Consider the following 19507-nt stretch of genomic DNA (forward strand, 5'->3'; position numbering starts at 1 on the left):
GATTGGGTGGTTTTGTTTGGAGAAATTTTGACATTCATAGTTTAGGTTTGCTCCCGGTTTATATATGTCCTGACAGCAGGTGGCTCGTACGATTTGAATTTGTCCAGCAAAGCATCCGGACGATTATCGACTAAAGCCATTTCACGAAATTGTTCCTGTAAAAACGCCTGATCCGCCATATGATGAATAAGCGAGATGAGCGGGTCATAATAATGATTAATGTTTAAAAGGCCACATGGTTTCTGGTGCATCCCAAGCTGTGCCCATGTGAAAACTTCGATGAATTCCTCCAGCGTTCCCGTTCCGCCGGGTAAAGCCATAAATCCATCAGCCAGCTCAGCCATTTTAGCCTTTCGTTCATGCATGGAGTCCACCACGACCAGTTCCGTTATATCAGGATGAGAAATTTCCTTTGTTTCCAGCATTTTTGGAATAACACCAATCACGTTGCCGCCGTTTTCCAGAACGGAATCAGCAACGGCGCCCATCAACCCGATGCTCGATCCGCCGTACACGAGTGTGATATGCCGTTTTGCCAGTGCCTGTCCCAATTGAACAGCTCCTTCCCTGTACGCTGTGGATACACCGTCGCTTGATCCGCAAAATACCGCTAAATGATTCATCGTTACACCACCCGGTTAAAAATTACTGTACCTTTATTATATCGATTAAACGCATTACCTGCACAGCATAAACATATTGTAAGGTATAGTATACCTATACTTTTGGAATTTTTTTCTAGTTTATACGGCGAAAGTTTGATAGCATAAGAAGATAGAACCAGCTCAGCAAGAATCGGCTGCACATTTTGTTGCTTAGCTTTACATCTATAAATTACATAGACGAAAACAGATGGCGTACAGTTTCCGGGATTTCCCGGGGAATAATCCACATTGGGAGTGTCGAGGATGCCGTACATTAGACGCAATAATGTTTCCGTTCATTACCAGAAATATAAGTCGGAGAACCCATATGCACGGGATACGATGATTCTGCTGCATGGACTTGGTCCTGACATGAACAGCTGGCAGCATATTGTACCGTATTTTCAACAACAGTTTCATGTCTTTCTGTATGATTTACGAGGGTTTGGAAAAAGCGAGTCGGGTGGGGAAACACTGACCCTTGATTTGCTCACAGATGATTTAGCTTTTCTCATCAAAGCATTCAACATCCGGAATTATCACCTGGTTGCACAGGGTTTTTCCGGATTTATTGGTGTCAGGCATGCTGGAGATAAGCGCGCACAAAATCTCCGGACACTGACATTGATGACAGCTCCGGTTTATTTTCCGAAAAAACTTGGCAATGATATTATTCAAAAACGAAGAAAGTGGGTGAACGAGGTCGGGTCTTTATACCCGCTGGCCGAAATGATCATCACGCAAAACTGTTATCCACTGACTGAAGAAAAAGCGGACATTTTATTTGCAGCGTATAACCGGGTATCACCGGATGATTATTTTGCCCTGTTCCAGAATCATTTTGAGGACGACGCAACGGAACAGCTTGGAAGGGTGCAAGTGCCGACATTAATGCTATCAGGGGAGGAAGATACCGTCTATCCGCCTGAATTGTTTGGCGCTAGTGTTCATCTCTATCCGAATGCAAGACATTTCATCGTACCGAACGCCTCGTTTATGATGCAAATGGATCAGCCGGGTTTAGTCTCGGATTGGATTTATCAATTTATCGAAAAAAGCACCAGTAAGCCAGATCAGCACTACATAGATTACCGTAAAAAACTGAATGATGAACTGTATAGGGAAATTAATTCCATGCAGGTTCATACCGGTGCGTTCAACTTGCATATTAACTGTATGAACGGTTTCAGTGTGTTTTTGAACGAGGAGCGGGTACATGGTCAATGGGGTAACCGAAAAGCAATGCAGCTGCTCGTCTACCTCTCCATGAAACAATCAGCGACACGGGAGGAACTGTGTGATGCGTTTTGGCCGGAAACAGATCTGAAAAGTGCTAAGAACAGTCTGCGCGTCGCTCTTCATCATCTGAAGAAATTGTTTAAAGCCAACATAAACACACCAATTCTTGACAGTGATAAGGAATTTGTGTTTTTACGCGGACATATTCAATGCGATGTTCGTGATTATATGGAAAAAATCAAGCATGCTCATCAGCTCAATAATGATGTGGCACGGGCAGAATCATACAGACAGCTGCTCAGAAATGCACCGGATAACCCGCTGCCGGGATTGTACGATGAATGGTTTATGGAACTCCGTGACTACTTGGAAAAAGAACAGGGCACAATGGCACTGTTTTTGGCGGATTATCATGAAAAGAACAATGACCGTATTATCTGTATGGATTATATGAAAATGGCTGTTCACTATTACCAGAATGATATCCATTTACAGGAGCGTCTCATGGAATTGGAAGCACGAATTCGGAGCGGATGATTCAATTTACTACTGTTTTTCAGCTGGTAATGAAGCAGTAATGCAGGTTATGGTAGCTTCGTAGTAGAACATTCCCACCATTGCATACGCTGCAGAAAATACAACCTCATGACACAGCAAAAAGTCACCCATTTTAGATTGGCAGTTGTAAGGCAAAGGTTTTTGTGAAAATGTCGGGCTGTCTGGGTTAAGTTGATAAGAGAGAAAGTGAAGGAGGGGCGTATGACTGATTTACATGGCAAACTTGATGATGAGTGGGTCGTCCTTATAAAGGCAGCGAAGGAACTGGAATTGAGCACAGAAGAGATACGCTCATTTTTACAGGGGGAGACTCAAGTCGGGAAAGCGGTAAAAGATGGTTATCTTCATAAAGCATAATATTAACCAGGCAATGGGTAATCGTATTCGGGGGGGAACGGATACGGTTTTTTGTTTTTTTATATAGCCTATACCGCAATCCTCTGGTAAGCTGAACATAAATTACATTGGGGAGGAATAAGCAATGGACTATGATAAGACGTGCCACAACTGCGGAGGGGACGCATTTACAGAGGCGATGGATCATATTAATTTGCGTCCGATGGATAAGAAAATGGCAATAGGAACAGAGAAGGTATACACGATTTGTCTGGATTGCGGGGAGGTCGTTTCAATTAAAGTTAACGATCCGACAAAACTGCGAGACTGAGTACATAAGATAACTTTTTAACGGGAGCGGACAGATATGGACAAAAAATTACTAATTTCGATCATATTAGGGCTTGTTGTCATCGCAGGTCTTCTGGACGTCAAATATCAGGGACTCTTCTACAGGATGCTGCCTTACCGGATTCAGAAAAAATTAGCGGAAGTTTTTCAGCATGAACAATGCTATTGCAGATGCGGGTGTTCGGAAAACTGAATGTTCATGTAAAAATACTGCGTTCCATAGGAATTGGAGCGCAGTATTTTTATATGATTCTGTATGAACAGCCTGATTTGTTGCAAAATAAGGCGTGATGCAACATAAAATCATGGAGGGTTATCTATGCAGGACAAACGGAAGAATAAAATCGATAAAAAAGATAGCAGCAATATTGCAGAACACAATTTTAAGACCGATTATTATCAGGGAAAAAGCCAATTTGAAAAGGGAATGGCCGAAACACACGAACAGGTATCAGACGATTATGCGGAAGGGACAATTGATCAAAGAACGGATTGAATTGCCGGGCAGGGTCGTCCCTGCCTTATTTAGTTGTAATAATAATCAATGGGCGCAATGTCAGCAGCAGGTGATACTATTATGAAATTTGGCAGCCATGTCTCGATACGAGATGGATATTTAGGTGCAGCAAAACGTGCAGCGGCGATGAATGCAGCAGCCTTTCAATACTTCCCTAAAAATCCGCGAAGTCTGTCCGTGAAAGACTTCAGCCGGGACGATGCGATGGCTTGTAAGACATATTGCTCTGAAAACAATCTGGAATCTATCGCGCATACACCATATCCCACAACACTCACACCAACATCGGATAAGAAAAGAGAAGACGTTAATCAATCGCTCACAAATGATCTGAAGATAGCCGATGCATGCGGATCAATTGGTGTCGTCGTACACTTCGGCAAGCAAATCAGTGACGATGATCCACTCGCAAGTTACCGGCTCATGATTGATATGCTGGATGAAGTGCTTGCCGAATGGGAAGGAGCATGCAAAATACTGCTGGAAAACACCGGTGGAAAACCCGGAACAATTGGAACTACCCTTGAAGAATTGGTTCAGGTGCGTCACTTATCGGAACAGCCGGAGAAAATTAGCTTCTGCCTGGATACGTGTCACGCATTTGCAAGCGGGTTATGGAATGGTGAAAACTGGGATGAAGTGCTCAAGAATGGGATGGACCTCGGCTACTTTGAGCATCTTAAAGCCATTCATTTCAACAACTCCAAATATGATGCCGATTCCGGGAAAGATCGCCATGCAAATATTTTTAACAGTGGGTATATTCACCCGGAGCAATTTGATCAGCTGATGCAGACGCCGGAATTAACGGATGTGCCGTTTATTTTGGAGACGCCGAAAGAGGTGTTTTCGCATCGGGAAGAGATTAAGATGCTGCAGGAGCGGTGGGGATAGAATTTAATCCTAACCCTGTTGGTTAAAATCGTGGTAAAATAAAATTAACGATTATGATGGAGGAGAGGGGTTCGCGGTATGTATCAATATCGTAATGATTCCGTTTCAGTAGATGAGTACTTTCAAATTCGTGAAAATAGTGATGCACTACTGGAATATATTGATGGATTTGTATACATGTCACCATCTCCAACGACGAAGCATCAACGTATATCGAATAGTTTGGAAATGAAATTTAGGTTATTTCTTGATGGAAAGTCTTGCGAATTGTTTCATGCACCCTCGTATATTATTATTAACCAGATTTTTTCTGGTGTTAATCCTATATACCTATTATTCAAGGTATAATGGATTTAAATCAGAGAGAGGATGTCGTTCTGCGCCCTTGAAGCATTGTCTTCGTGTTATAGACTGGCACCTCTTTCTTTATAGACCTATTCGTATAAGCTGGATGACACTTAGTTGTCGTATATCGAACGAGGTTGGGTATCTGTAAAGTATAGAGGGTTTCCTCCCACTCTGATTAATTCTACATTGGGGTGTTATGATGATTTATCTTGGCATTGATATTGGAAAACGGTATCACGAAGCTGGATTCATTAACGAAAAGGGCAATTCTATTGGAAAAACAGTACGTTTCGCTAATTCTAAAACAGGTAGTGATAGGCTGCTTAAATTCCTGAATCAGCATCAAGCCACGCCTGAAAATTGTGTTTGTGGTATGGAAGCCACCGGTCATTATTGGTTATCTGTTTTTTCTTTTCTTCATAAACTTGAGTTTAAGGTTACCGTTTTTAACCCGATGCAGTCCGATGCCTTACGGAACTTTTATATTCGTAAGACAAAAACAGATGTGAAAGATGCCTTTCTCATTGCTCAGGTGATTCGCATTGACTCCCCGAAAGAAACACCTTTTATAGAAGAAGATTTACTTCAACTTCGGCATCTTGAGCGATTACGTTATACTTTAGTTGACCAAAGCTCCGATGTTAAACGGAAAATCATTGCTTTATTAGACCAGGTATTCCCGGAATATGAACAGATCTTTTCTGATGTGTTCGGTGTTTCTTCCACTGAAGTTCTTTTAAACTATACATTACCGGAAGACCTACTAAACATTGACACCGATCAACTAGCCGACTTGCTCAACACTGTTAGTAAAGGACGTTATGGAAAAACAAGAGCACGTAATAAAGCAGAACAATTAAAGGATAATGCACAAAATACGTTTGGAGTATCTATCGGTACAGACGTTTTTAGGATGCAGATCCAACTTTTATTGGAACAAATTATGTTACTTGAAAAACAATTAGTACAAATTGAGGAAACCATGATGGAACTCTCGAATAAACAAGAACATTTTTTAACAACCATTACCGGAGTGAGTCACGTAACAGCTGCCGTCGTGTTAGGTGAAATTGGATCTATTAATCGTTTCGAGCGCCCTGGGCAGCTCGTAGCATTTGCCGGCTTAGATGCGTCCGTTAACCAATCGGGTGAGTTTAACAGTTCCTATACCAAGATATCGAAACGGGGCTCCCCTTACTTGAGACGCGCTATTTGGCAAGCAGCATTTGTGGCTAGTTTTAACGATCCTGCATTATCCCTTTATTATCAAAAGTTAAGAAACCGAGGTAAAGCCCATGGAACTGCGGTAGGTGCCGTCGCTCGGAAATTAACGCACATTATTTTTGCGATTTTGAGAGATGGACAACCCTATCAACCTCGTGCTTAATGACAAATAAACAACTTTATATCTTAAATTTTTAATCACCAAGCAGGTGGTTTATTAGTCATGCAAAATTTTCTGGTAAAGTAAAAAGAATTACAGAAAGATAATTTTCAAATAATGCTTGACTTTTTATAGCTGGTCTATGACATTGAGTTAAAAAATGAAAATATGGAAGGAACGAAAATTGTTTTTCCGGATATTAGCATTATTTGTGATAAAAGCGGTTTTACGGAGGCCAGATATGTCGGTGTTCCTAATCTGGTTGTTGAAATTTTAAGCCCTTCCAACCAATCCCATGATCTGATAACAAAGCTGAACATCTATATGAACTATGGTGTCACGGAGTATTGGGTAGTAAATCCGATGTTGGATTCGATTACGGTATATACATTAAATGATGACAAAATGTATGAACAACATGACGTGAAAACAAAGACAGGGAAAATCACATCTAAATTCCTGGATGGTTTTCAGCTTGATTTAGCGTACATTTTTTCAGATTAAATTGTAACTACGAAACGCTTGCTGAGGAAGGGAGAATTCTCCCTTCCTTTTAAATTGTTTTGCACAAAAGTTTTTCCGGCAAATTTGGGTAATAATCCGGCACTTTTGAACATATTCGGAACTTTTTAAATTTATTCGGAAATTTCGTATGCAGGATATTTTTGTCTCCACCTTTTATAAAACAACCAGGGAAAATCCCAAAGTTATCCATGATTATGTTACAATTTTCATAGATTTGTAATATTTGAATTAGCAGGGGTTAAAGCGCAACTCAGGGACTGCAATTACTGTCATGGAAACAAGGGGGAAAACGATGAAAAAACAGATAATGATCGTCGGACTATTTGTGCTGATGTTTACGTTTTTGGGTATTAATGATCCATATACAGCACATGCCGACGAAGAGGACAGATTGGAAATAGAGGTGGAATCGGGTTTAAACGGAAAAGCGAAGAGATCTGAAGGTTTTCCTGTCAAGTTGACGATTACGAACAATCAGGAAGATTTTACGGGGGACCTTGTCGTTACCTTACCGGCTGGCAACAAAGTCATACCCATTAACATTGCATCCGGGACAACAAAAAGCATTTTTTTCGCATTGCCGGCGATGCAGGAAATGAATCGGTTTGGGCCAAGACTTAATCAAAATAACCAGCAGTTTCATTTATATAAAGGAAATTGGGAAGATGGTCATGAGGTCCCGATTGATTCCAGCCTGGAAGTAATCCCATCATACATACCACAAAACAAATTGGTGATTGGCGTGCTTACAGATCGGCCGGACAGTTTGAATTATTTAAAATTAACATCGTTTTATGGAAATAATCCGGAAGTTCTAACGCTTGAGGAAAGCGATATCCCTGAAGATTCAAGGGGGCTTGAGGTCCTTGATTTACTCGTTATCAACGATTATTCGGTTGCTGAATTACCTGAACAGAAGCAAGCGGCGATAAAAAATTGGGTGCGAAATGGCGGGTCGCTTGCAACGGGCAGTGAACCTGGACTAAAGCAGCAGTTCGGCAACCTTGCAAACATATTGCCGGTAACCATCACTGGAAAAGAAACCGCTCAAAAAATTCAAGGCTTCCAAAAGCTGTATAAAAAGCCGATTCAGGTAAATAACCTGGAATTATTCAAGGGTAAAATTGATAAGGATGCTACCGTCATGTATAAAGAAGGTTCTATTCCTTTAGTTGTTGAGACGAACATCGGGAAAGGCGATATAACTCAATTCACATTTGATATAGGTCATCCGGCACTGGCAGATTGGAAGGGCAATGACCCGTTATGGCAGCAAATTGGAGACGGTAATCGTCAAAATCCCGGAATGAATAGCAGAAATGTATACCCGGGTGAAGATTTAGGAAATATCGTTAGAACCTTCCCGAGCTTGGCGAATTTTAACGTTTCAACACTTGCCTTGATATTTGCAGCCTACTTACTCGTGATACTCCCTGTTTTGTACTTTGTTTTAAAAAGGATGGATAAACGGGAGTGGGCATGGATTATCATCCCTGTGCTGGCAATTGTTTCGAGTGTTGGATTATATACAGTAGGCGCCAAAGATCGCGGCGGCGCTGTAAAAACGAATCTGATGTCTGTGATTTCCGTAAATGAACAGGGACTGGGCAGTGGTGAAGGGGCAATCGCTTTGTTGTCCAAAGGTTCCGGCTCCTATACGTTATCAGTTGACAATGCGTTTGATCCGTTTCCTGGAGAAAGACGATTCAATGTACCGCCACAGCAGCAGTCATATTCAGATTTGCCGATGATTGAAGAAAACGGAAACAAAGCAACGGTTCAATTCCGGAATGTTGAATTTTGGTCACCTCGAAGTGTGGAAGTGGATTATCCTGTAAAGAAGTATGGTCAATTCGGGTCAAACTTAGCGCGTGGTAACGGTGAAGTTTCCGGCAAAATTACCAATAACTTTGACTATGATTTTCAGGAAATCTATCTGATCAGCGGAAATGATTATCATAAAATTGGCGGGATGGCAGCCGGTGAGACAAAAAAAGTAAGTTTCGATGTGACAAATAGGACGTTTTTCCAAAAACCAACCATTCAGGCTGCGTATCAATTATTTGGCCGCCCGGGTCAACTGGGGCAGCAAAGTGATGATCAAAAAAAGGCCGCGCTACTAGCCAATGCCATTCGAAATCACAAAGACAGCAGCCGTAATACACCAATGATTATTGGATTTACGGATGAATCACTGTATCCGGTAACGGTGAACGGAGATGAAACCGTTCAGAACAATCTTCACTTGTTTATGCAGCCGGCTGCAATTCAATTACCTGAAAAAGAGACCAGTTCACTTACATCGGAAATTAAAGTGCCACAGGTGTCAGTTGAATCAGGTCAAATTTATCATAATGGCACCAGACAGGGCGAGCAATTTTTTGAAGCAAGTGGTGGTTCGTATCTGTTAACGTATGACCTTCCGGAAACATTAAGTGACCGTTCATTTAAATTAAACGAATTACGTATCAATATTAAAAATCGGCGAAATGGCTTAACGTTTTCTTTGTATAACGCACAAAGTGATTCCTACGATACGGTAGATCAAAATGTGGCTTCATTTAACCAAAAGGCCGACGAAAAATATCTTCATAATGGTGAGATTGTGTTGAAGGTAAGTTCATCTGCCGATGGTCCGGTTGAAGTTCCTGCTGTTACGGTTGAAGGAGTGATAAACCCATGATCGAGATTCTGAATTTAACAAAACGATACGACTCATTTACAGCACTTGATGATCTAAACTTGACGATTGATAAAGGCACTGTGTTTGGGTTTGTCGGTCCAAATGGTGCCGGGAAATCAACGACCTTTTCCATTTTGGCAACGCTTTTAGCACCTAGCAGCGGCAGTGCATATATAAACGGTTATGATGTGACGAAGGATCCAAAGCATGTCCGGAAGCATATTGGGTATGTCCCTGATTTCTTTGGTGTTTATGATCAGTTTAAGGTGCATGAGTATTTGGATTTTTATGGTGCCAGTTATCATATTGCGAGCGCCGAAAGAAAAACAATCATTCCGCAGTTACTGGAACTCGTCAATTTGACGGACAAAACCGATGCCTATGTTGATTTGCTATCAAGGGGGATGAAGCAGCGCCTTTGCCTGGCAAGAGCATTAATCCATGATCCGGAAGTTTTAATATTGGATGAACCCGCTTCAGGGCTTGATCCTCGTGCAAGGGTTGAGATGAGAGGCATATTACGGGAACTGAAAAATATGGATAAAACAATCATTATTTCATCCCATATTCTCCCGGAACTATCCGAGCTCTGTGATGAATTAGGGGTTATTGAAAATGGTCAATTGATTGCACATGGGAATGTCAGTCAGATTGAAAGCCAGCTGCAGGCGCAAAAAGTGTTATTGGTCACGGTTAATGAAAATGTCGAGCATGCTATTTCTTTTTTTGAAGATGATCCGAATGTTCTTGAGATTGATCGGAGTGAACAGGATGCACAACTTCTGCAACTGTCGTATCAGGGGACGGATGATGAACAGGTGGCATTGTTGAAAAAGGCTGTTGGCAGTGGGATTCCTGTTTTAACGCTTTCGCAAAAACAAACGAATCTGGAAGACATCTTCATGGAAATTACCAAGGGGGGTGAGTAAATGAGTCGACTGCAGTCACTATTTATTAACCCGGTGTTAAATAAGGAAGTAAAACTGAGGTTTCGGTCGTTCAAAAACTTTTTGGGGATATTTTTGTTTCTGCTTGTTTGCGGGGCGGTTTGTCTGGCGTTTATCTATGTCGAAACACAGTTTACCCGGAATAGTTTTACAGCTTCCGACAGTAAAAATTTATTTATGCTGCTATCGATGGGGCAGCTTGGTTTAATCGTTTTTATTACGCCCGGCTTGACGGCAGGTTCAATCAGCGGGGAGAGGGAAAAGCAAACCTTGAATATTATGCTGACAACACAGCAGTCGTCAACATCGATTATTTTAAGTAAGTTGTTTTCTTCCCTTTTGTTTTTAACGTTAATGTTAGTTGCATCACTGCCTTTTTACAGTATTGTTTTCCTGTATGGCGGCGTTTCACCGCAGATGGTACTCGTTGTGTTTGGATATCAGTTATTAACGATGCTCACAATAGGAAGTATTGGAATCATGTTTTCGACACTTCTTAAGAAAACAATCGTATCTACTATTACCACTTACGGATTTATGCTGTTCCTGGTCGTAGGAACCTTCATTCTGTTTTTTCTTTTGATGCAATTAATCTTTGGAGCATCCCAAGGGCAAATGGGACCTGGTACCAATAATAATTTTTTGCCCTATCTGGTGTTGATGTTGAACCCGGCAGCAGCGATGCTCACCTCGTTTGACATGAATATGTTCGTATATCAATTTCAGCAGCTTGGGATTGACTTGCCACTTTGGATAGGGTTCACGCTGGCCTACCTTACACTTACGCTGGTGGCGTTATTCGTTGCAATCAGTAAGCTGCGTCCCGGTACAAGGGTGAAGAAAAAGGAAGCGAAAAAGGAGTAGTATATGAAGCAGAAGGATCAGTTTTTCCGGTTGCTGACAGAAGTGAAACGAAAACTGTGGCTGCAGGCTGCGGTTCAGATTTTATATACCGCCCTTCTAACATGTGCTGGGCTTTTGTTATTGTGGATTGCAGCAAGCCGTTTTTTCGTCATTCTTTATTTGGATACTAAAATTGTGGTTACGATTGGCCTGGTCATTGCTGGTTTTCTCATTTATTTTCTTTTGATAAAACCGGGCAGCCTTGAAGCGGCTAAGAAATTTGACCAGCAGGGTCTGGATGACCGGGTGATGACGTCATTTCATTTTATGGATGAAACATCAACTATGGCCGAACTTCAGCGAAAAGATACCTTAAAAAAAATGAAGCACGTCTTACCGGCCATTAAACAGGAGAAAGCAGGTTGGTTTCAGTGGCGGAAACTAGCTGTTTTCGCAAGTCTGCTGCTGCTCGCGTATCTTGGTGTTCTTTTTCCAAGTGATTTCATGGAAATTGCGAAAGACAAGGAAGAGGAACAGGAAATTGTAAACGAAAACCAGGAAAAGGTTGAACAATTCACTGAAAAGCATCAGGAACAAGTGGGTGAAAAAGCAGATGAACAACTGGATAAGCTCCTTGAAGAAGTGAAAAAAGAAAAGAAAGCCGAAGAAATGAAGGAAGATCTGCTGCAGGCGGAAAAACAGCTGAACGAATTGAAGCAGCAATCACAACAAAGCCAGAAGCAATTGGATAGGGCAGCCAAAGAGTTGCAGAAACAAGGGCTGAACAACCTGGCAAACGCGATTAATCAAAAGAATCCAAGCCAAATGGAAAAACAAATGGCGATGTTGAAGGAACGATTAGATAATTTGAGCGAGAAAGAATTACAGTCACTAAAGGAAAAGTTGCAATCTGCAGCCAAATCGATGGGAATGGACAATGAAGCCCTGGCAGAAGGTAAATTATCCAAGGAACAACTTGACCAGTTAATGTCCAAGATGGAAAAACAATTGAAGAATCTAGCTGAAAGTGCCGGGAATGCATCAAAGTTAGCAACAGCGCAAAAAGAATTACAGCAGCTTGCCAGAAACATGAACCAACAACTGGCATCAGCCGGACTCGGCACACCCGGTTCGCTTACATTTTCCAGCGGCGCTTCTTCTTCAAGCAATTCATCGGGAACAAGTGGACAATCAGGTGAAAGCGGACAGCAGGGGCAATCGGGAGCTGGTTCCGGGAACAGTTCTGGATCCGGTAGCGATTCCGGGTCTGGCAGCGGCGCAGGCTCCGGGAGCGGCAGTGGTTCGGGAACAGGGTCCGGCAGCGGAAGCGGCACCGGGGCTGGGTCTGGCAGTGGGTCCGGAAGTGGCGGCAATGGTGCCGGTTTAGGTAAAGGGAACCGCAATCTGACCGTTCCTAAAAAACTGGATGGCAGGCAGAACCGGGAAGTGGATACAGGGAAATCGGGATCAGGGCCAACTGAACAGCAAGTCGCTCCAAACGCGCCGGTACTTCCAGGTGAAGTGCGTTCCTATGATGAGGTTTATCAGCACTATAAAAATACGTACCGCGAAGCATTGGAACGAAACGATTATCCGGACCATCTGCAAAAAATAATCAAAGGTTACTTTTCCGATATAGAGCCGGAAAAAGGAGCGAATTAATATGGAATTACAGGAACAAGAATTGATCGAAGTAAAGGAACGAATGGAATCCGTTAAAGCAGAAATCAGCCGCTTCATCGTCGGGCAGCATGATGTGGTTGAACAGCTGCTCTGGGGAATATTTGCCGGAGGCCATGTTTTGCTGGAAGGGCTTCCCGGTCTTGGGAAAACAATGGTCGTACGCAAAATTTCTGAAGTGATGGATCTTGAGTTCTCTCGTGTACAGTTCACCCCGGATTTAATGCCAACAGATATTACTGGAACGAATATGATTCAGCCAAACGAGCAAGGCGGACAGTCATTCGTGTTTCATCAAGGCCCGCTTTTTTCCAATATTGTTTTAGCTGATGAAATTAACCGGGCGACTCCGAAAACCCAAAGTGCGCTGCTTGAAGCGATGGGTGAGCGAACTGTTACCGTAATGGGCGAAATGCATCCATTGCCGGAGCCGTTTTTTGTGCTTGCCACACAAAACCCGATTGAATTAGAAGGGACATATCCATTACCGGAAGCACAAATGGACCGGTTCATTATGAAGATTGATGTCGCCTATCCAACACGTGAAGAATTAAAAGAAATAGCGGTTCGGACAACAGGAGCGGTTGTGCAAGCGTTGGAAAAACTGGTGGATGCATCCTTCGTTGTTCATGCACAGCAATTGGCAAAACAGCTGCTGGTGGCGGATAATGTATTGGATTATGCTGTTAACGTTACGATGGCGACGCATCCGGATCATGCGCATGCACCGGACGGGGTGAAAAAATATGTTCACTATGGATCGGGACCAAGAGGACTGCAGAGTTTAATAGCAATTGCAAAGGTACGGGCATTATTTGACGGACGGTATAACGTGTCAAAGGGAGATATCAAAAAGGTCGCATGTTCGGTATTGCGCCATCGTCTGTTTTTAAACTTTGAAGGTGAGGCTGAGCAAGTGGACAAGGATCATCTGATTACAGAATTGCTTGAGTCTGTGGAAGCGGATCTTCCAAAGGCCCGGAAATGACACACGAAGCACACTCCTGCAGAAAGGTCGTGAGCGGATGAGTACGCTCCTATCACCAGTCCTGTCAAAGCGCCTGGCTAATTTTAAGCTTGCCTCCAAACGAATTGTCCGAGGGGGGCATAAGGGTGAACGGCGATCACAGCGACAGGGATCTTCCCTTGAATTTTCTGATTACCGGTTGTATAACCCTGGAGATGATCTCAGGCAAATTGACTGGAATACATATGCAAGAACACAAAAATATTATGTAAAGCGTTTTTTGGATGAACAGGAGCTTTCGGTTTCTGTCTATTTGGACTGTAGCCAATCAATGGGCGTCATGGATGAAAAGTGGGAGCGAGCAAGGCAGCTTGCCGCTGTTTTCACTTTTTTAACATTGACGAACGCTGACCGGTTAAGCTTTATACCAGTTGGTTCTCCTTCTAACGCTTATCCGTATACAAAAGGGAGGGCGATGACGAATAAAGTCATTGATTTTATTGAGGAAACTTCTTTAGCGACTGGTGACGAACGATTCGGCCGGCATCTGATTAAGCAGGCAAGCCAAGGCAGGAAAGGAAGTCTTAGTGTATTAATAAGCGATTTTTTGGATGATCCGGCTGATTTGTTTTCGGCAATAAAAAAGATGCAGGCCAGGCGTCAGCAGGTATTGCTTGTTCAAGTTTTGTTGCCTGAAGAGGCTGATCCCGACTACATCGGTGATCTGCAGCTTATTGATATCGAAACGGCTGGCCGTCGTGAAGTATCGATGTCCCCCAAAGCTATGAGGCATTACAAGCAATTGTTTGACAATCATATGGAAACCATCCAATCATTTTGTCAAAAGCGGGGGATGGACCTGGTTTCCTGTTCTACTGCTGATAGTCTGGAAGAAACTATTTTTTCATCACTATTTCGCAAAGGCTGGATGGGGAGGTGAAGGCATGGGTTTTCTGGCACCGATTTCCTTCTGGTTTTTAAGTGCTATTCCAATCTTACTTGTATTCTACTTCTTTAAGAAACAATATGATCAGCAAACGATATCATCTATTTATCTATGGGAACGGACACTCCAGGAATGGGAGTCAGATCGTTGGTGGAACAAACTGCAGAAAAATTTATTACTGTTGCTGCAGCTTTTAATTCTGCTTTTTCTGATTTTTGCATTGACCCGACCATTTATCGTTGGTGAGGAAGTACGTGGCGATCACCTGGTTATTGTCCTGGATTCATCCGCAACCATGATGGCCGAGCAGGATGGGAAAAGCCGATTTGCCGATGCCAAACAACAGGCACTGGAGTTAATTGATCAGTTGGGCAATGAGCAAAAGGTTAGTGTCGTCCATGCCAAAAAAGCTCCTGTCCTGCTTGCATCCGATCAGACGGATCATGCTGCTGTCCGTGATAAAATTGAATCATTGCAGGTGACCTATCAGCATGAGAACCTAAGTGATAGTCTGCAATTGGCGCAATCACTGATTCAACAGGGGACAGGGGAGATACACATCTTCACAGACAATCTCGATAAAGAAAGCGTATCTGATCAGAACTTTACGAATCCAATTGTGGTTCATAACAGCGAAGTATTACCAAAAAATATATCTATCCAGGCGTTTGGTGTTAAACAATCCGGCAATCAGGTTTCTGCAATTGTGACGGTGAAAAATGAATCATCAGAGGCTGCTGATGTTACACTATCCGTCAGCAATGATGCGAATACACTGGAACAGTTAACGAAAAAAGTACCTGCAAATGAACAACAAACGTTTAGCCTGACTGATTTACCAATCCATGATTATTACCAGGTAAAAATAGGTGATGATGCTTACCCCTTGGACAACGTGATGTATGCTTTATTGCCAAAACAGCAATCTCCTGCCGTTTATTTAGCGGGAGAGGTTAATCCGTTTATTGAGCAAGCACTTTTGTCAGCTGGAATGCAGGTAACAACGGTGCCAAAGGATGAAGATGGAAACTATTCTTTTCCGGAACAGAAGCCTAATGCTGTTTACCTTTTATCCGGGGTCAAAGCGGATCAATGGCCTGCTGGTCCGAAACTGATTTTTTCACCTTCCGTGGGAGGACCTTTTGATGTGAAAGAAAAAGTTGAATTGGATTACAGCTTAAAGCAAGTGGGGGACGTCCCGATACTAACCTATACCGATGTCAGTAATGTTTATTTAGGACAGGCATTTTCGATTGGTGATTGGAACGGGTTGAATCCGCTTGTTCAAAGTGGGGATCAGGTCATTATCGGTAAAGGGATGTACAAGAAGTCCCCGATGATGTTATTTGCATTCGATTTGAATGATTCCGATTGGCCGCTCCAGCCGGGATTTCCCATTTTGTTGGCAACGAGTATTGATGAGCTGGCAGGCAGCGGGAAATCACTTGGTTACTATCAACCACAAAAAACAGCAGCAATTAAACTATCCACCGCAACAGATGAAGCGATGATAGAACAATTGGACGGTGAGGATATCAAGCAGCTTGACCTTGGAAAGTCAGAGGTAACAATGCCAACTAAGCCGGGAATCTATCAACTTCATGAAAAAACAGCAACAGGATCATTGTTTCGTCATTTTGTTGTTCAGTTGGATAATGAAGAACGAACCGCTGAATCAGCCCAATCATTTTCCATTGATACTGGACAAAGTGAAGATACTGCAACACTATCCAAGCAGGAAATATGGCGTGTTTTTGCAGTGATCGCTTTATTTATATTGTTTATCGAGTGGGAGGTGTATCGACGTGGCATTTCAAGTCGATAATCCCTTATGGTTTCTCGTGTTTATTCCAATGGCTGCTGTTATTTATTTATACTGGCGGTCTGATACTCCGCTGGGCGGTGGGAGAAAAATAGTGTTGACGGCACTAAGGACAATTATTTTTACGCTTATCATCCTTGCTTTGGCAGGGGTGCAATTACGTTGGCCAATTCAGCAGATGGCGACCGTTTTCGTTGTGGACTGGTCACACAGTATGGCAGATAATGAAGGGCTTATGTTGGAAAAAGTCAATAACGCAATTGATGATAAAGCTGCAGAAGACGAGGCAGGTATTGTGTCTACCGGTCGAGAAGCTGCAGTTGAAATTCCTTTATCTGAACAGACAGATGGTATTCAGGATTTCCAAACCGAAATAAACCGTTCCTACACGAACCTGGCGTCCGGATTACAGCTGGCTGGGAGTCTGTTTTCATCGGATGATAAGGGGCGGGTTGTCTTAATGACCGATGGCAATGAAAATATGGATGATGCAGTCAGACAGGCAAGCTATTTGAACAGACGGGGCTATATTGTGGATGTTTTACCTTTTTCATCGGTTTATAAGGACGATGTTGCTATTTCTTCTTTTGATGTACCGGAAAATATATATTTAGGTGAACAAGCAGCCATTTCCCTGAAGATAGACAGCACCATTGATACAACAAGCCAAGTTCGTATTACGATGGATGGCGAAACAATTATTGATCAATCTGTTGACCTGAATAAAGGGACGAATCAATTGTCCTTTAAGCCTTTAATTTCAACTGACGGATTTCATACGTTTAATGCAGAAATTGTCAGTGCCGAAGATCAGGTCATTGAAAACAATCAGTTATCAGCCTTTGCTGAAACAAAAGGTCTGCCGCACGTTCTCATTGTCGAAGGAAAAAATGGGGCAGCAGCCAACCTGGAAAAAGCGCTTGATGCTTCAGCAGTCCAAGTGGAAACTGTTCCACCTGAATTATTGCCTGGACAATTAAGCAGTTATTTGACCTATGACTCAATTATTTTCAGCAATGTGTCTGCACATATGACAACAAAAAAGCAAATGGAACTAATTGAACGGGCGGTAAAAGATTTTGGCGTTGGTTTTGTTATGACAGGCGGCAACCAATCGTTTGGTGTTGGCGGTTATTTTAAAACACCGATTGAGCGATTGCTGCCGGTTAATATGGACCTCAAGGGTAAAAAGGAACTGCCATCATTAGGGCTGTATATTGTACTTGATAAGTCAGGAAGTATGATGGGAAGTAAAATCTCCTTGGCGCGTGAAGCAGCTGCCCGGTCAGTTGAGCTTCTGCGGGAAAAAGATACACTTGGCGTTATTGCCTTTGATTCAGCGCCATGGCAGGTGGTTGAACTTGGGCCAATCAAAGATAAGGAAGAAGTGTTAAAGAAAATCCGGTCGATAACCGCAAGCGGCGGCACTGATATTTTCACACCATTATCCCAGGCTTACAAACAAATAGAGCCACTGGAATTAAAGCGGAAGCATATCATTCTGCTGACGGATGGCCAGTCGGCGACAAGCCTTAATTATCAGCAAATGATTGAAGAAGCACGTAAAAATGGTATCACGTTATCAACGGTAGCGATTGGAATGGGAGCGGATGGACCGTTGCTGGAAGAAATGGCGAAGTTGGGCGGCGGTCGTTTTTATCAAGTGCAAAATAACTCCAATATTCCAACCATTTTATCAAGAGAAACAGCTTTGGTTACCAGGACCTATATTGAAGATGATCCGTTTTATCCGAAATTTGCAGGTGGTTTTGGATGGAGATCTTATTTTGAAAATGGTGTCCCGAAGATGAATGCTTATATTGCTACTGCTCCAAAAAATCGGGCACAGCAGATTTTAACAAGTGACAAAGGTGATCCTGTTCTGGCCAGGTGGCAATATGGTCTGGGTAAAACCGTTGCCTGGACGTCGGATTTATCCGGAAAATGGGCAGGTGGTTGGCCAAAATGGAAAAATTGGGCACCGTTATGGAATGACATCGTTACCTGGACGTTTCCACAATATGAAAAGCAGTCTTATCAGGTATCAAAAACGATTGAGGGGAATGAAGTCATGCTGGATATAACGGCTGCCGACAATAATCCGGCTAACGTAAATGTCAATTTAGTAAGCGAAACAGGGAAAAAAATTGACTTCAACGTACAACCAAAAGCCCCGGGGGAGTATCAAGGAACCTTTAAGGCAAAGGAATCCGGTGTATACTTCCTGCAAATTACGGAACAGCAAAACGAAAAAGTTGTCGGCTCGTTCAAGACGGGAATTGTCGTTCCATATTCACAGGAATACACATTCACACCGACGAATGAGCGTGTCATCAAAAAAATTGCCGAAGCGGGCGGTGGACAGGTCATTGAAAATCTCGAAAATGTTTTTTCCGCAGAAGATATGCCTCCCCGTTACGATCGACAGGATTTGTTTTATCCGCTGTTGATCATGGCATTGCTCTTATTTATGGTAGATGTGGCAGTGCGACGATTCCGTATTAATTTTGCTTTTGTAAATAAAATCAGCTCCAATGTTAAAAACAATCGGAGTAAGGTGAGTGGCGAAACAGAAAAAAGGTCCGCACAGCTGAGTCAGCTAAAACAAGCATCTGCTGCGAAAAAAACTGATTCTCAACCGAAGCAAAAGAAACGAACCGTTGGAAACCCGCCGTACCCAACAGACAGTAGATCATCGAAAGAAAAAACGGATAGAACGGAGCCGGCTAAGCGGTCTAAGAATAGTCAGACTGGCGATGACAAAAGCAGGGAAGAAAGACTCGTCAGATTACTGGATGCCAAAAAACGACGTCCAAAATAAGA

General features: G+C 42.7%; 17 protein-coding genes. 16 read left to right on the forward strand and 1 reads right to left on the reverse strand.

The window, feature by feature from the left end; genetic code table 11:
• Positions 1 to 41: 41 nt before the first annotated feature.
• Positions 42 to 623 carry an LOG family protein gene (locus tag HUX68_RS00870; protein WP_174612875.1) on the reverse strand — a complete coding sequence of 194 codons (582 nt, stop codon included), beginning with the start codon at positions 621 to 623 and terminating at the stop codon, positions 42 to 44.
• 285 nt (positions 624 to 908) lie between these two features.
• On the opposite strand from HUX68_RS00870, the gene HUX68_RS00875 reads away from it, so the two are divergent.
• From HUX68_RS00875 to HUX68_RS00955, 16 genes are all read left to right on the forward strand, one after another.
• Entirely contained in the window at positions 909 to 2420 is a 1512-nt protein-coding gene (locus HUX68_RS00875; RefSeq protein ID WP_174612876.1) for an alpha/beta hydrolase, read from the forward strand.
• Positions 2421 to 2642: 222 nt separating this feature from the next.
• Positions 2643 to 2798 (forward strand): anti-repressor SinI family protein, encoded by a 156-nt coding sequence (locus HUX68_RS00880; protein ID WP_174612877.1) that lies wholly within the window; start codon positions 2643 to 2645, stop codon positions 2796 to 2798.
• A gap of 124 nt (positions 2799 to 2922) precedes the next feature.
• On the forward strand, positions 2923 to 3108 hold the full coding sequence (locus HUX68_RS00885; RefSeq protein WP_174612878.1) for a hypothetical protein: 186 nt from the start codon (positions 2923 to 2925) through the stop codon (positions 3106 to 3108).
• A 36-nt stretch (positions 3109 to 3144) separates the two neighbouring features.
• A complete protein-coding gene (locus HUX68_RS00890; protein WP_174612879.1) occupies positions 3145 to 3321 on the forward strand; it encodes a hypothetical protein in 177 nt (58 codons plus the stop codon).
• A gap of 126 nt (positions 3322 to 3447) precedes the next feature.
• Complete coding sequence (locus HUX68_RS00895) at positions 3448 to 3624, forward strand: YozQ family protein (protein WP_174612880.1); 177 nt, start codon at positions 3448 to 3450, stop codon at positions 3622 to 3624.
• 81 nt (positions 3625 to 3705) lie between these two features.
• Positions 3706 to 4539: a deoxyribonuclease IV gene (locus HUX68_RS00900; protein WP_174612881.1), complete on the forward strand. Its 834-nt coding sequence runs from the start codon at positions 3706 to 3708 to the stop codon at positions 4537 to 4539.
• 547 nt (positions 4540 to 5086) lie between these two features.
• The gene (locus HUX68_RS00910) at positions 5087 to 6274 is read left to right on the forward strand and encodes an IS110 family RNA-guided transposase (RefSeq protein ID WP_174612883.1); all 1188 of its coding nucleotides are present in this window, start codon (positions 5087 to 5089) and stop codon (positions 6272 to 6274) included.
• A gap of 165 nt (positions 6275 to 6439) precedes the next feature.
• Positions 6440 to 6775, forward strand: a complete 336-nt coding sequence (locus tag HUX68_RS00915; protein ID WP_174612884.1) for a Uma2 family endonuclease — start codon at positions 6440 to 6442, stop codon at positions 6773 to 6775.
• A 313-nt stretch (positions 6776 to 7088) separates the two neighbouring features.
• Positions 7089 to 9479 carry a hypothetical protein gene (locus HUX68_RS00920; RefSeq protein WP_174612885.1) on the forward strand — a complete coding sequence of 797 codons (2391 nt, stop codon included), beginning with the start codon at positions 7089 to 7091 and terminating at the stop codon, positions 9477 to 9479.
• A complete protein-coding gene (locus tag HUX68_RS00925; RefSeq protein ID WP_174612886.1) occupies positions 9476 to 10408 on the forward strand; it encodes an ABC transporter ATP-binding protein in 933 nt (310 codons plus the stop codon). The genes HUX68_RS00920 and HUX68_RS00925 overlap by 4 nt, the downstream gene beginning before the upstream one ends.
• Positions 10409 to 11290 (forward strand): ABC transporter permease, encoded by an 882-nt coding sequence (locus HUX68_RS00930; protein ID WP_174612887.1) that lies wholly within the window; start codon positions 10409 to 10411, stop codon positions 11288 to 11290.
• A gap of 3 nt (positions 11291 to 11293) precedes the next feature.
• A complete protein-coding gene (locus HUX68_RS00935; RefSeq protein ID WP_174612888.1) occupies positions 11294 to 12931 on the forward strand; it encodes a hypothetical protein in 1638 nt (545 codons plus the stop codon).
• 1 nt (position 12932) lies between these two features.
• Positions 12933 to 13937, forward strand: coding sequence for an AAA family ATPase (locus tag HUX68_RS00940; RefSeq protein ID WP_174612889.1), 1005 nt, complete (start codon positions 12933 to 12935; stop codon positions 13935 to 13937).
• Between the two features lie 37 nt (positions 13938 to 13974).
• Positions 13975 to 14856, forward strand: a complete 882-nt coding sequence (locus HUX68_RS00945) for a DUF58 domain-containing protein (protein ID WP_174612890.1) — start codon at positions 13975 to 13977, stop codon at positions 14854 to 14856.
• 4 nt (positions 14857 to 14860) lie between these two features.
• A complete protein-coding gene (locus tag HUX68_RS00950) occupies positions 14861 to 16687 on the forward strand; it encodes a vWA domain-containing protein (protein WP_174612891.1) in 1827 nt (608 codons plus the stop codon).
• Complete coding sequence (locus HUX68_RS00955) at positions 16668 to 19505, forward strand: VWA domain-containing protein (RefSeq protein WP_174612892.1); 2838 nt, start codon at positions 16668 to 16670, stop codon at positions 19503 to 19505. The genes HUX68_RS00950 and HUX68_RS00955 overlap by 20 nt, the downstream gene beginning before the upstream one ends.
• Positions 19506 to 19507: the final 2 nt, after the last annotated feature.

The sequence above is a fragment of the Virgibacillus ihumii genome (genome assembly GCF_902726655.1).
GTDB lineage: Bacteria > Bacillota > Bacilli > Bacillales > Amphibacillaceae > Lentibacillus > Lentibacillus ihumii.

Excerpts from the sequence above, each read along its gene's own strand:
- HUX68_RS00930 (WP_174612887.1), top strand. The coding sequence starts at position 10,409 with ATGAGTCGACTGCAGTCACTATTTATTAACCCGGTGTTAAATAAGGAA.
- HUX68_RS00950 (WP_174612891.1), top strand. The coding sequence starts at position 14,861 with ATGGGTTTTCTGGCACCGATTTCCTTCTGGTTTTTAAGTGCTATTCCA.
- HUX68_RS00870 (WP_174612875.1), bottom strand. The coding sequence starts at position 623 with ATGAATCATTTAGCGGTATTTTGCGGATCAAGCGACGGTGTATCCACA.
- HUX68_RS00915 (WP_174612884.1), top strand. The coding sequence starts at position 6,440 with ATGGAAGGAACGAAAATTGTTTTTCCGGATATTAGCATTATTTGTGAT.
- HUX68_RS00880 (WP_174612877.1), top strand. The coding sequence starts at position 2,643 with ATGACTGATTTACATGGCAAACTTGATGATGAGTGGGTCGTCCTTATA.
- HUX68_RS00890 (WP_174612879.1), top strand. The coding sequence starts at position 3,145 with ATGGACAAAAAATTACTAATTTCGATCATATTAGGGCTTGTTGTCATC.
- HUX68_RS00900 (WP_174612881.1), top strand. The coding sequence starts at position 3,706 with ATGAAATTTGGCAGCCATGTCTCGATACGAGATGGATATTTAGGTGCA.
- HUX68_RS00910 (WP_174612883.1), top strand. The coding sequence starts at position 5,087 with ATGATTTATCTTGGCATTGATATTGGAAAACGGTATCACGAAGCTGGA.
- HUX68_RS00935 (WP_174612888.1), top strand. The coding sequence starts at position 11,294 with ATGAAGCAGAAGGATCAGTTTTTCCGGTTGCTGACAGAAGTGAAACGA.
- HUX68_RS00940 (WP_174612889.1), top strand. The coding sequence starts at position 12,933 with ATGGAATTACAGGAACAAGAATTGATCGAAGTAAAGGAACGAATGGAA.
- HUX68_RS00895 (WP_174612880.1), top strand. The coding sequence starts at position 3,448 with ATGCAGGACAAACGGAAGAATAAAATCGATAAAAAAGATAGCAGCAAT.
- HUX68_RS00925 (WP_174612886.1), top strand. The coding sequence starts at position 9,476 with ATGATCGAGATTCTGAATTTAACAAAACGATACGACTCATTTACAGCA.
- HUX68_RS00885 (WP_174612878.1), top strand. The coding sequence starts at position 2,923 with ATGGACTATGATAAGACGTGCCACAACTGCGGAGGGGACGCATTTACA.
- HUX68_RS00920 (WP_174612885.1), top strand. The coding sequence starts at position 7,089 with ATGAAAAAACAGATAATGATCGTCGGACTATTTGTGCTGATGTTTACG.
- HUX68_RS00875 (WP_174612876.1), top strand. The coding sequence starts at position 909 with ATGCCGTACATTAGACGCAATAATGTTTCCGTTCATTACCAGAAATAT.
- HUX68_RS00945 (WP_174612890.1), top strand. The coding sequence starts at position 13,975 with ATGAGTACGCTCCTATCACCAGTCCTGTCAAAGCGCCTGGCTAATTTT.